The 12,823-nt window shown below is 39.3% G+C and carries 11 protein-coding genes; 4 read left to right on the top strand and 7 right to left on the bottom strand.

All coding sequences use genetic code 11. The annotated features are described in order from the left end of the window. Positions 1-387: 387 nt before the first annotated feature. Both ABD009_RS12095 and ABD009_RS12090 read left to right on the top strand, forming a co-directional pair. Positions 388-951, top strand: coding sequence for a GNAT family N-acetyltransferase (locus ABD009_RS12095; protein WP_343825703.1), 564 nt, complete (start codon positions 388-390; stop codon positions 949-951). 3 nt (positions 952-954) lie between these two features. Beyond that, entirely contained in the window at positions 955-2,298 is a 1,344-nt protein-coding gene (locus ABD009_RS12090; RefSeq protein ID WP_343825701.1) for an NAD(P)/FAD-dependent oxidoreductase, read from the top strand. A gap of 50 nt (positions 2,299-2,348) precedes the next feature. Here ABD009_RS12090 and trxA read toward each other — a convergent pair whose 3' ends face one another. The 5 genes from trxA to dapB all read right to left on the bottom strand — a co-directional run bounded on the left by trxA (position 2,349) and on the right by dapB (position 9,201). Continuing rightward, complete coding sequence (trxA, locus tag ABD009_RS12085; RefSeq protein WP_343825699.1) at positions 2,349-3,197, bottom strand: thioredoxin; 849 nt, start codon at positions 3,195-3,197, stop codon at positions 2,349-2,351. Positions 3,198-3,341: 144 nt separating this feature from the next. After that, positions 3,342-3,821, bottom strand: a complete 480-nt coding sequence (greA, locus tag ABD009_RS12080) for a transcription elongation factor GreA (protein ID WP_155696108.1) — start codon at positions 3,819-3,821, stop codon at positions 3,342-3,344. 2 nt (positions 3,822-3,823) lie between these two features. Continuing rightward, positions 3,824-7,042, bottom strand: a complete 3,219-nt coding sequence (gene carB / locus ABD009_RS12075; protein WP_343825696.1) for a carbamoyl-phosphate synthase large subunit — start codon at positions 7,040-7,042, stop codon at positions 3,824-3,826. A gap of 27 nt (positions 7,043-7,069) precedes the next feature. Then, on the bottom strand, positions 7,070-8,206 hold the full coding sequence (gene carA, locus ABD009_RS12070; protein WP_343825694.1) for a glutamine-hydrolyzing carbamoyl-phosphate synthase small subunit: 1,137 nt from the start codon (positions 8,204-8,206) through the stop codon (positions 7,070-7,072). Positions 8,207-8,400: 194 nt separating this feature from the next. Continuing rightward, a complete protein-coding gene (gene dapB / locus ABD009_RS12065; RefSeq protein ID WP_343825693.1) occupies positions 8,401-9,201 on the bottom strand; it encodes a 4-hydroxy-tetrahydrodipicolinate reductase in 801 nt (266 codons plus the stop codon). A 156-nt stretch (positions 9,202-9,357) separates the two neighbouring features. On the opposite strand from dapB, the gene ABD009_RS12060 reads away from it, so the two are divergent. Beyond that, entirely contained in the window at positions 9,358-9,993 is a 636-nt protein-coding gene (locus ABD009_RS12060; protein WP_330997847.1) for a DUF2959 domain-containing protein, read from the top strand. Between the two features lie 126 nt (positions 9,994-10,119). Here the strand turns inward: ABD009_RS12060 and grpE are convergent, their stop codons facing one another. Continuing rightward, a complete protein-coding gene (gene grpE / locus ABD009_RS12055) occupies positions 10,120-10,722 on the bottom strand; it encodes a nucleotide exchange factor GrpE (protein WP_155696112.1) in 603 nt (200 codons plus the stop codon). 60 nt (positions 10,723-10,782) lie between these two features. After that, a complete protein-coding gene (hrcA, locus tag ABD009_RS12050; RefSeq protein ID WP_343825690.1) occupies positions 10,783-11,811 on the bottom strand; it encodes a heat-inducible transcriptional repressor HrcA in 1,029 nt (342 codons plus the stop codon). 85 nt (positions 11,812-11,896) lie between these two features. Here hrcA and nadK point away from each other — a divergent pair, with 85 nt between their 5' ends. Then, complete coding sequence (gene nadK, locus ABD009_RS12045; RefSeq protein WP_343825688.1) at positions 11,897-12,778, top strand: NAD(+) kinase; 882 nt, start codon at positions 11,897-11,899, stop codon at positions 12,776-12,778. The last annotated feature ends 45 nt before the right edge of the window (positions 12,779-12,823 follow it).

The raw sequence follows: 12,823 nt of genomic DNA, 5'->3' as shown, positions 1-12,823 counted from the left end.
TGAGAAAGTTTTCTAAACCGTTTTGAGTCAATCCAAACCACCTTCACTTTACGTTTCAAGCCGTTTGATGTCTCCCTGACAACGAGGACGCATTATAGAGATCTAATTACGTTGCGCAAGCGCTTTTATTAAATATAACCACTAAAACAAACCGACTGAACAAAGATTAAACAAGTCGTTTAAAATGCAAACTGAAACACCTCTTTTTAGTTAATTTATAGGACAAAATTTAGGATTTAATACTCGGCCCAACCTCAAAATAACTAGAACTATGACAGAAATGGGTCTAGCGTATAAATATCTCCTTATAGAATGTGTATGGAAATACGCTAATAAAGTACAATAGGGAAAACAGATACAGTTCATATTTAACAATGGAGAGATACATTGACTGATTATTTAATTAAGAACTTAAGTAACGAAGACTTTGCAGCAGTAATAGAACTGGGCAATAAAGTTCATGGAGATGGCTATTTAGATGAAACGTCTATAAGCAAGATCTTAAATCAAAGTACGGTAGGTTCATTAAATGCTAGTTACGTTATGTATCACGATCAAACATTAGTAGGCTTTAGATTATCCTACGCCCCTAATAAATGGCCACTAGATAAATGGTGTACTTCAGACAAGTGGCCGGTTAATAAAGAACATGTTGCTTACTTTAAATGTAATACCATACATCCTGACTACCAGGGCAAAGGGTTAGGCGGACAATTACTACAAACCTCTATAACTACCTTAAAAGAAATGGGTGCAAAAGCAGGGTTAAGTCATATATGGATGCAAAGTCCAGGTAATGCTTCTTTTAAGTATTTTACAAAAGCAGGCGGACAATTAATAAAGACTCATGCACGCAGGTGGAATGACGATCCAACCATTCCAGACTACGTTTGTATTTTGTGTGGTAATGATTGTCATTGTGATGCATCAGAAATGATGTTGGTCTTTTAATAAATGTACAAGACGAATATGTACGATCCATTTGTTGAAAATCAGATTCCATTTAATCAACCTCCGTCAGATTCATACTGGAACGCTAATGAACAACCAATAACAACTAAAGCATTAGATGCAGATATCCAAACTGATGTTCTTATTATTGGGGCTGGTTATACAGGGTTGAGTTGCGCTATCGAATTAGCGAACGCTGGAATTAAGAATATAACTGTCATAGACGCAAACCAAATTGGTTGGGGATGCAGTAGCAGAAATGCAGGTTTTGTCTTACCAGGAAGTGGTCGCCTAAGCTATAAAGAGTTGGAATCACGTTTTGGAACCGCTCAAACCTTAAAGCTTCATGATCAGTTTATTAGCGCAATAGATTTACTTGAGACTCGGCTATCTAGCTTACCCGGCAATGCAGATAAAACAGAGCAGGGTTATTTAAAGCTGGCACACAGCAAATCCTGGTTTGAAAAGCTCAACACTAGTGCAGCCTATTTACAAAGTAACTTCAACTATGATGTTGAAGTGATAACAAAGAATGACTTCAATAAAAACTTTGTAAACCACCAGCATGTATACGGCGCAATTCGTTATAAAAACGGTTTTGGTATTAATCCACTTAAACTTGTTAATCACTATGCTCAACTAGCGCTGGATTTGGGCGTTAATATTTACACTCACTCCCCTGCTAATGAAATAACAAAGTCCGAAAATAATACTCACCATGTTATTACGCCAAGTGGATCAGTTAAAACCAATAAACTTGTCATTGCAACAAATGGCTATACGCCAAAAAGTTTGAACACACCATTAAATGGGAAAGTTCTACCAGTTTTAACCAGTGTGATTGTGACTCGCCCTTTGACACCCAATGAAATAGAACAAAGTAACTTTAAAACTCACCAAGTGATGATGGATACCAGAGAATTAAAATATTATTACCGTCTCCTACCCGACAATAGAATACTTTTTGGTGGACGAAGCGCGATTACAGGAAAAGCGGCATCTAACCCTAAATACCAACACAGACTTCTTCAGGAGTTGCAATCCAGTTTTGTTGGTTTAAATACAGTAACAATTGATTATGGTTGGAGTGGCTGGATTTCTGTGGCATTCGATCAAATGCCCCATATATACAAAACCGATGACAATATATTTTATGCCACTGGTTATTGCGGCTCAGGTGTATCTTTTAGTGCGTGGGCCGGTAAACAACTTGCTGATTTAATTTCCGAACAAGAAGTTAGTTCACCACTCATGACAGAACTGCCTTCATTTCCATTTGCCCCATTTAGAAGAATGGGGCAACGGTTTTTCTATCAATATGGTCGTTTAAAAGACTGGGCTCAATAAATTCACTAGTTGATCTTACACAATCACCGACTACATCAACAATCATAAGGTTAATATAAAAGAGTATATAACTGGCGACGATACTTTGTCGCTAGTTCATCTCCATCAGGAAGACTCGCAATAACATCTAGATAAAGCTTTTTAGCTTCACCAAACCCTAAATCCTTTTTAAGAACCGTCAGTAACAACTGTAAAGCGTCTTCTTGTTTTTTAACTTGATGATAAGCAATAGCCAATTGACACTTTAACTCTAAAGAGTCGGGCTCAGCTTGTAATGCACTTTGAAGCGCCTGAATCTCTGGAGTATCGGCAGCTTGCTCCGCTAATTCGTATTTTGCTAATACATGTTGATATTGAGTATTTTGATTCGCCAGCTTGACCTGCTCTAAAATAGCTTTGGCTTCGTCCATTTTGCCAATGTCTACGCAAATATCAGCTAATAGAATGGTAAAGTCAGGATTTTCTGGATCAAATTCTAATGCTTGTTTTATAAAAGTGTAGGCTGAAGGCTTATCTCCAGCTTGATGCGCTGCAATCGCTTGTTGGAAAAGCTCATGCTCAGGTTTTGGCAAATGCTTTTCTAACATCGCCTTTATTTCTGATTCTGACTGAACCCCTGCAAAACCATCAATTGGCTGGCCGTCTTTGAACAACATAACAGTTGGTAAACTTTTAATGCCAAACTGTACCGCTAATTGTTGCTGCTCATCACAATTTACTTTGGCTAAAACCACTTTACCTACATTTTCAGATGCGATTTTATCAAGTACCGGCATTAACTGTTTACAAGGTTCACACCAGTCCGCCCAAAAATCGATAATGAATAAAGTGTCTTTTGAAGGCTCTAAAAGATCCGCTTGAATGTTTTCAGCCGTTAGATTGAATATATTAGGAGACATAGTACTCACATTGAAAATTTAAACGTTAAAATGAATGATAGTTGCGAGCAACTTACCCTTTATATAGGTATGGAATCGTATTTTTCAAGCAAAAAAAAGCCAGCGATTAACTGGCTTCTATAATTTGCTATCAAGTCTTTTGAACTAGATATATTGAACTTCGATAATTTCGAATTCAACATTACCAGCTGGTGTTGTGATTGTAACAACATCATCTAAGCTTTTACCAATTAAGCCTCTCGCGATAGGAGAGCCAATTGATATTTTACCTTTTTTAATGTCAGCTTCATCTTCGCCAACAATATGGTAAGTCGTTTCGTCATCAGTATCACAGTTAACAATTGTTACTGTTGTACCAAAAATTACTTTGCCAGTATTTGGCATTTTGGTTACGTCGATGATTTGAACATTTGAAAGTTTCGCTTCAATCTCTTGAATTCGACCTTCACAAAAGCCCTGCTGTTCACGCGCAGCATGATATTCAGCATTTTCTTTTAAGTCGCCGTGCTCACGTGCAGATGCAATATCAGCAACTATACGTGGGCGGACCACTGTTTTAAGCTCATTTAATTCCTCGCGAAGGGCTTCCGCGCCCTTCACTGTCATTGGAACTTGAGTACTCATAATTATTGAATTCTCTTATGTAAGTTTTGTACTGAATCTACTGTACCACGATCATCCGCTGTATTTGCCAAACATGTTGCAAACGCCGCATTTAACGTAGTTGTATAATTCGCCTTATAGCGCAATGCACCACGACGTAACACTTTAGAGTCTTCAATTGCTTGGCGACCTTCAACAGTATTAATGATATAGCTATACTCGCCATTTTTAATACGGTCTAGAATATGAGGTCGGCCTTCGTAAACTTTGTTTACTTTACGACAAGAGATCCCTGCTTCACTTAACACTTTATGTGAACCACGTGTTGCGTCTAGCTCAAAGCCAGCTTCAATTAGCTTTCTAGCTAAATCGATTACACGCACTTTATCCGTATCGCGAACTGAAATCAATGCTCTACCGTCACGTGCTAATTCAATACTCGCACCAAGTTGAGCTTTTGCGTAGGCTTCTTCAAACGTATTACCTACACCCATTACTTCACCAGTAGACCTCATTTCAGGGCCTCGCATTGGATCTACACCATGGAATTTGTTAAATGGAATAACAACTTCTTTCACAGAGTAATAAGGTGGAATAATTTCTTTAGTAATACCTTGGGACGCTAAACTTTGACCTGCCATTACACGTGCGGCAATTTTAGCAACTGGCATACCTGTCGCTTTTGAAACAAAAGGAACTGTACGAGCAGCACGAGGGTTAACTTCGATTAAATACACTTCGCCATCTTTAACGGCAAACTGCGTATTCATCAAACCAATAACGCCTAGCTCTAATGCCATGTCACGAACTTGCTTACGCATTACGTCTTGAATTTGGTTAGATAGAGTATATGCAGGCAATGAACATGCTGAGTCACCTGAGTGAACACCTGCTTGCTCAATGTGTTCCATAATACCTGCAATCACGACATCTTTACCGTCACAAATCGCATCAACGTCTACTTCAATCGCATCATCTAAGAAACGGTCTAATAAAACTGGCGCTTCATTTGAAACAGATACCGCTTCGGTCATATAACGACGTAAGTCATTTTCATCGTAAACGATTTCCATTGCACGGCCGCCTAATACATAAGATGGACGAACAACAAGTGGGAAACCGATTTCTTTTGATTTACTAATAGCTTGTTCAACAGAAGTGACCGTAGAGTTTTCAGGCTGTAGCAAGTCTAAACGCTCAACCATTTGTTGGAAACGTTCACGGTCTTCAGCGCGGTCAATTGCATCTGGAGAAGTACCAATAATTGGAACTCCGTTAGCTTCAAGCTCACGAGCCAATTTAAGTGGTGTTTGACCACCATACTGAACGATGACACCTTTTGGTTTTTCAACTCGAACAATCTCAAGCACATCTTCAAGCGTAATTGGTTCAAAATACAAACGGTCTGACGTATCGTAATCGGTAGAAACCGTTTCTGGGTTGCAGTTCACCATGATTGTCTCGTAACCATCTTCGCGCAGTGCAAGAGAGGCGTGAACACAACAATAGTCAAACTCAATACCTTGACCTATTCGGTTAGGGCCGCCACCGATAACCATGATTTTGTCTTTATCTGACGGAAAAGACTCACACTCGTCATCATAACTTGAATACATGTATGCTGTATCTGAACTAAATTCAGCAGCACAAGTATCAACACGTTTGTAAACAGGCAGTATTCCAAACGCTTGACGTTTTTTACGAATTTCTTTTTCGCTTACCGCTAGAACGTCCGCGATACGTTGATCGGCAAAACCTTTACGTTTTAGTGAGCGAAGGAAGTGCTCATCTAGACCTGCAAATCCACGTTCAGCAACTAATTGCTCTTGTTTTATCAAGTCTTCAATTTGAACTAAGAACCATGGGTCAACATTAGTTAACTTAAATACGGCTTCTAAGTCCATACCATGTCTGAAGGCATCGCCTATGTACCAAATACGTTCAGCACCTGGCTCTTTTAACTCGCGAATTATTTTTTCGTGAGCGTCTTCACTTGATAAATCAATAATTGGATCAAAGCCTGATACGCCAACTTCTAGTCCACGTAATGCTTTTTGAAGTGATTCTTGTTGGTTACGGCCAATTGCCATTACTTCACCAACCGACTTCATTTGAGTTGTTAATCTATCGTCAGCGCCAGCAAACTTTTCAAAGTTGAAGCGAGGGATTTTTGTAACTACATAGTCAATAGTCGGTTCAAATGACGCAGGTGTTGCACCGCCGGTAATGTCATTGCTTAATTCGTCTAACGTATAACCTACTGCTAACTTAGCGGCAATTTTTGCGATTGGGAAACCAGTCGCTTTTGACGCTAACGCAGATGAACGAGAAACACGTGGGTTCATTTCAATGATAACCATACGGCCATCAACTGGGTTAACACCAAACTGTACGTTTGAACCACCAGTTTCAACACCAATTTCACGTAAAACTGCGCAAGACGCATTTCGCATGATTTGGAATTCTTTGTCCGTTAGGGTCTGTGCAGGCGCAACCGTAATTGAGTCACCGGTGTGAACACCCATGGCATCGAAGTTTTCGATTGAACAAATAATGATACAGTTGTCGTTCTTGTCGCGAACCACTTCCATTTCATATTCTTTCCAGCCAATTAAAGACTCATCAATTAATAACTCGCTCGTTGGGGATAAGTCCAAGCCGCGACGACAGATTTCGTCAAACTCTTCTTTGTTGTAAGCGATACCGCCACCGCTTCCACCCATAGTGAACGAAGGTCGAATAATACAAGGAAAGCCAATTCGAGTTAGAACATCATAAGCACCATCGATAGTGTTACATGTTTCTGCTCTTGGGCATTCCAATCCAATCTTTTTCATCGCCTTGTCAAAACGACTGCGGTCTTCTGCCTTGTCAATTGCGTCGGCAGATGCACCAATCATTTCAACGTTATACTTTTCAAGTACGCCATGCTTTTCCAAATCTAATGCACAGTTCAGCGCTGTTTGGCCACCCATTGTAGGTAGTACTGCATCCGGACGTTCTTTTTCTATAATTTTTTCAACTACTTCCCAATGAATAGGCTCGATATAAGTCGCATCTGCCATCTCTGGGTCAGTCATAATAGTCGCAGGATTCGAGTTTACTAGGATAACTCGATAACCTTCTTCTTTTAATGCTTTACAGGCTTGCGCACCTGAATAGTCAAATTCACAAGCTTGACCAATAACTATTGGGCCCGCACCCAATAATAAGATACTTTTTAAGTCGGAACGTTTAGGCATAGTGTAAGTCTCTTAAATTCGGTGAAATTAGTTACGTTCGTTCATTAATTCAATGAAATGATCGAATAACGGCGCAGCATCGTGTGGACCTGGGCTAGCTTCAGGGTGACCTTGAAAACTAAATGCCGGTTTATCCGTACGTTTTATGCCTTGTAGTGTTCCATCAAATAATGACTTATGCGTTGCTACTAAATTACTTGGTAGCGAACTTTCTTTAACTGCAAAACCGTGGTTTTGAGCTGTGATCATTACTTTCTTATTCGATAGATCTTGAACTGGGTGGTTACCACCGTGATGACCAAATTTCATTTTTTCTGTTTGAGCACCACTTGCTAAAGCTAATAGCTGGTGCCCTAAACAAATTCCGAAAATAGGAATGTCGGTTGTTAAAAACTCTTTAATTGCTGTGATTGCGTAATCACATGGCTCTGGATCACCAGGTCCATTAGAGAGGAATATACCGTCTGGTTTTAATGCTAATACTTCTGCCGCAGATATTTGTGCCGGCACTACGGTTAGTTTACAACCGCGGTCTGCTAACATACGAAGTATATTTCTTTTAACACCGAAGTCATAAGCAACAACATGGAACTTTGGATCTTCTAATTCAGAAAAGCCTTGACCTAGTTGCCAACTTTGCGAAGTCCACGAGAATGATCCTTTACAAGAAACCACTTTCGCTAAATCCATTCCTTTTAAACCAGGGAATGCCTTTGCACCTTCTAATGCTTTAGTTTCTGCTTGCTCGTTAAACTCAGCAAGTGTCACTATGCAGCCCTTTTGCGCACCTTTATCTCTAAGAATTCGCGTTAATTTACGCGTATCAATGTCTGCAATTGCAACCACATTCTTAGCTTTCAGATAACTACTTAAATCCTGTTCACTTCGAAAATTACTTGCCAATAAAGGAAGATCACGAATAACTAGGCCTTTTGCCCAGATAGTGTCATTTTCTTCGTCTTCTGAATTGGTGCCGTAATTGCCGATATGGGGATAAGTGAGGGTGATGATTTGTTCTGCGTATGAGGGGTCGGTGAGTATTTCTTGATATCCTGTCATTGAAGTATTAAAGACAACTTCTCCAACAGAAATACCTTCTGCACCGATGGCGGTTCCTCGGAATATAGTTCCGTCTTCCAGAACTAATAGCGCGGGTTGAGTCAAGATAACCTCCTAGCATTAATGAGCAGAAACGGGGTATTTCTGCTATCGGTTAACCTTAGCCTTAAAAACATTAGGCAAATTCCGGTTATTGTAGCTAAGAGATCGACTTTAGGCTAGGAAAATTATATAAAATTGTAAAAATAAGCACTTTGTATCAAATTAGCTCTCTAGATACTATTAACCGTGCCTAAAACTTAAAAACCAAGCACATCCTGCATATCAAACAAGCCTTTTTGCTTTTTACTTACCCAAGCTGCAGCCCTTATTGCACCTTTCGCAAAGGTAAGTCTATCTGTTGCTTTGTGGGTTATTTCAAGTCTTTCGCCTATATCTGCGAATAAAGCGGTATGTTCACCTACTATATCGCCTGCCCTAAGACTGGCAAAGCCAATACTGCCCTGATTTCTTTCACCTACTATGTTATTTCTATCGTACTCGGCAACGTCGGCGAGATTCACGCCTAGCCCATCCGCTATGTATTCACCCATTGTAATAGCAGTGCCTGAAGGTGCATCTTTTTTATGACGGTGATGTGATTCCACTATTTCAATATCAGATTGCGCACCCATAACCTGTGCCGCTGTTTTTAATAGGCTATTCATTAAGTTAACACCAGTACTAAAATTAGTGGCATAGACAATGGCTACCTTTTCCGCAGCCTTTTCAATAAGGACTTTTTGTTGTTCTGATAGTCCGGTTACCCCAATAACCAAATTACATTTATTATTAACACACCAGTTTATGTGGTTTTCCAGAGCTTCTGGTAATGTAAAATCGATCCATACATTACTATCCGATACAGATTCTGCAGACTCTGAAATTAAACTAACGCCTAATTTAGCTTCACCAATAAGCTCACCAATATCTGCTCCAATTAACGAAGAGCTGCTTCTTACAAATGCCGCAGAGATATTAACAACGTCACTCTCAATACCTGCTTCAATTAATTTTTTACCCATTCGGCCATTGGCGCCAAATATTCCAACGTTTGTCATTGCCTGCTCTCTACTGCTTGTTGTGTTTATGATGAAATAATACAGTAAACCATTAAAACTTAAATAAAACAGTTTCAATAAAAAGTAGTTTTTGCCGATACTTTTCATATACTGGATAAAACTAAAACTTATAAAAGAGAGTTTAATGTGAAGTTAATTAAAACGTTAACCGTTATATCCACGCTAATTTTACTATCGGCGTGTCAATCTGCTTATTATGCTGCGATGGAAAAAGTAGGCGTTCACAAACGTGAAATCTTGGTTGATAGAGTAGAAGAAGCAAGAGATGCGCAAACAGAAACCCAAGAAGAGTTTAAGTCAGCATATGAGCGATTGGTTTTATTAACCAATTTTGAAGGTGGCGAAATTGAGAAAGTTTATAATCAACTTAACGATGATTATGAATCCAGTTTCAAATCGGCAGCTTTAGTTAGTAAAAAAATTGATGACGTAGAAGATGTTGCAGAAGACTTATTTGATGAGTGGCAAGAAGAGCTAACGCAATACAGCAATGCGAACCTTAGAAGTGCTAGTGAAAAGAAATTAAAACAAACTGAGCGCCAATTTTCACAATTATTAAGAAGCATGCGCAGAGCTGAGTCTAAAATGGACCCAATATTAGCAACGCTTAAAGACAATGTACTTTACCTTAAGCACAACCTTAACGCTGCGGCGGTATCTGCAATAAAAGGCGAGTTTGATTCGTTAAAAACAGAAATTTCAGCGCTCATTGCCGACATGGGTAAAGCAGTAGATGAATCGAATCAGTTTATTGCAACATTAAAAAAATAGTCTGAAAATATTAATGCTTGTGTGATGTTAATTTTACGAATGACATCGCCAACAAAATACAGCGGTTAAATAGAATACATAAAAAAAGCACCTTTCGGTGCTTTTTTTGTTGCAGTGAATTTACTTTTATTCAGCTGCTTTAGATACCATAACCATAGCTGGACGCAATAAACGGCCATTTAAGGTGAAACCTTTTTGCATAACTGCAATAACGGTATTTGGCTCTACGTCGGCAGATGGTTGCATTGCCATTGCTTGGTGAAATTCAGCATTAAATTTTTGACCTTGAGGATCAACAATCTCAACGCCAAACTTTGATACTGCATCAACAAATGACTTTTGAGTTAATTCAACACCTTCCAATACAGGCTTTAACGTTTCATTTTCTTTGTCAGAAAACTCAATCGCACGTTCCATATTATCAATAACAGGCAACAATTCATTTACAAACTTTTCAAGCGCAAACTTTCTCGCTTTCTCAACATCTTGTGCTGCGCGTCGGCGAATATTTTCAACGTCTGCTGCTGCTCGAACAACCGATTCTTTTTGAGCATCAATTTGAGCATTCGCGGCCGCTAAGTCAGCTTGTAACTTTGCAATTTGATCATCAACAGTCTCTATAGACGCATCAACGTTTTCAGTGTTTACTTCTTCAGTAACAACTTCTGCTTCGTTAATCTCTACTTCTTGGGCATTTTCTGCTTGTTTATTAGTCTCTTGTTCAGACATGAGTCTTACTACTCCAAACTGATGTGTTAAATAAAATGTGTATGGTGCGTATTATGGGGATTACTGCTGATGATTCAAGGCCGATGTTAGAATATTCGTCGATAAATCGACAGATAATATGACCGACTGATAGTCCATACGTTTAGGACCTACCACAGCCATGACACCAGCTACTTTATTGTCCTTGTAAAACGACTTAGCAACAATAGAGCAATTCTTTAAAGAATCGATGCCAATTTCGTCACCAATAAATACATGAACATTCTGACTTGTACAACAAGACGAGAAAAGAGGTTGTAGCACTGAGATATTTGAAACGCTTTTTAGCACCTTTCTCAAGTTTGCAGTATCAGTCGCAATCTCATCGTTTAATAATCTTGTTTCCCCGGCTCTAAAAAGCACTTGTTCATTTAATTCTACCGCATCGCCAAACAGCGCGGCCTTAACTAAGGCTTGCACCTCATCGCTCGATTGTTTCATAAAATAAGAAAGCCGCTGTTGCCCTTCTTCTAATGAGAAACCCGCTAAGGCTGAGTTCAACATTTGTAACGTGTTTTGCAGTAAAACGTCCGTCACAACAAATGGTAAATCCACCACTCGGTTTTGAACTTCGTCATGTTGGTCAATTAGCACGCACAACAAACGTTGATCAGCTAGACGAACAAGCTCTAACTGACGGATCATTACATTGTTTGTTTTTGGCATGGCAACAAGGCCCGTTAGATTTGTCATATCTGCAATCATTCGAGCAGCTTTGTTACACATTTCAGGTGGCGTTTTAGACTTTTCTAAACTGGCGCTTAACTGTTGAAGCATACCCTCGTCGGCAGATTCAAAACTTAGTAATTGATTTACATAGTGACGCAATCCGGCGGTAGTTGGTATTCGGCCTGCGCTAGTATGCGGGGAATAAATGAAGCCATCTTGCTCAAGCCCCATCATTACGTTTCGAATTGTTGCTGGGCTTGCATTAATGCCAGACTCTGCCACGATAAACTTAGATGATATTGGCACGCCAAGTGACAAGTAACTCTTGATCACCAACTCAAGTACCGCTTCAGTTCTTTGATTTTTATTTATTTTTATCATCTAAATTAATACTCTGACTTCATTTTCAGGGTGAAACAAGCTATAACGCGTTAATGCTATTATTTGGGCGATTCGGAATTAATCAATGGACAAACACTTTAAAACAATTGGTTTGATAGGCAAAGCAAATCATGAAGAGACAATGCAAACCGTAAACGAGCTTTATGAGTTTTTAATAAACGAAGAAGTTATTGTCATTGTTGATGAGCAGATTGAGGAATATGTATCTGATAGCCAAATAGAATCTGCTAGTTTAGTTGACCTCGGAAAGCGATGTGACTTAGCAATTGTTGTTGGTGGTGATGGCAACATGTTGGGGGCAGCTCGAGTGCTGAGCCGTTTTGATGTTGCGGTCATTGGTGTTAACCGTGGTAACCTTGGATTTTTAACGGACCTAGACCCAGAAAACTTCAAATCAACGTTAAAATCAGTCATTGCAGGTGAGTTCAAAACTGAAATGCGTTTTTTGCTTGATGTGAGCGTTCACAGACACCAAACAGTTAAAGCAAGTAACTCCGCCGTTAACGAGGTTGTTTTGCATGCCGATAAAATTGCTCATATGATTGAGTTTGAAGCCTATATTAATAACAGCTTTGTATTCCACCAACGCTCGGACGGTTTAATAGTAAGCACCCCAACGGGATCAACAGCTTACTCTTTGTCAGGCGGCGGACCTATTGTTCATCCAGACTTAAACGCTATTTCATTAATCCCTATGTTTCCACATACATTAAGTAGCAGGCCTTTAGTCGTTGATGCAGATAGCGAGGTACGTATTGTTGTATCAAATTCAAATGACGCGCAACTGCAAATAAGCTGTGATAGCCATATTATGCTTTCTGTAATGCCTGGTGATGAAGTGATCATTAAAAAGCACCCACTCGGTTTAAGGCTCATTCACCCTGTTGCCTATGACTACTACGATGTTCTTAGAAAAAAATTGAACTGGGGCAGACAAAACTACTAAATTTTTTATTTTCAATTGAATTAAAATTGGACAGATTAGCGAAAA

Origin of the sequence: Psychrosphaera haliotis (genome assembly GCF_039523615.1) — a bacterium.
Lineage (GTDB): Bacteria > Pseudomonadota > Gammaproteobacteria > Enterobacterales > Alteromonadaceae > Psychrosphaera > Psychrosphaera haliotis.
The sequence above is the reverse complement of the archived record's forward strand: the minus strand, read 5'-3'. Positions and strand labels throughout refer to the sequence as shown.

What these genes read in the sequence shown, in the direction of transcription:
- hrcA (WP_343825690.1), bottom strand. Translation starts at nt 11,811, where the DNA reads ATGATAAAAATAAATAAAAATCAAAGAACTGAAGCGGTACTTGAGTTG.
- grpE (WP_155696112.1), bottom strand. Translation starts at nt 10,722, where the DNA reads ATGTCTGAACAAGAGACTAATAAACAAGCAGAAAATGCCCAAGAAGTA.
- nadK (WP_343825688.1), top strand. Translation starts at nt 11,897, where the DNA reads ATGGACAAACACTTTAAAACAATTGGTTTGATAGGCAAAGCAAATCAT.
- dapB (WP_343825693.1), bottom strand. Translation starts at nt 9,201, where the DNA reads ATGACAAACGTTGGAATATTTGGCGCCAATGGCCGAATGGGTAAAAAA.
- greA (WP_155696108.1), bottom strand. Translation starts at nt 3,821, where the DNA reads ATGAGTACTCAAGTTCCAATGACAGTGAAGGGCGCGGAAGCCCTTCGC.
- ABD009_RS12090 (WP_343825701.1), top strand. Translation starts at nt 955, where the DNA reads ATGTACAAGACGAATATGTACGATCCATTTGTTGAAAATCAGATTCCA.
- carB (WP_343825696.1), bottom strand. Translation starts at nt 7,042, where the DNA reads ATGCCTAAACGTTCCGACTTAAAAAGTATCTTATTATTGGGTGCGGGC.
- trxA (WP_343825699.1), bottom strand. Translation starts at nt 3,197, where the DNA reads ATGTCTCCTAATATATTCAATCTAACGGCTGAAAACATTCAAGCGGAT.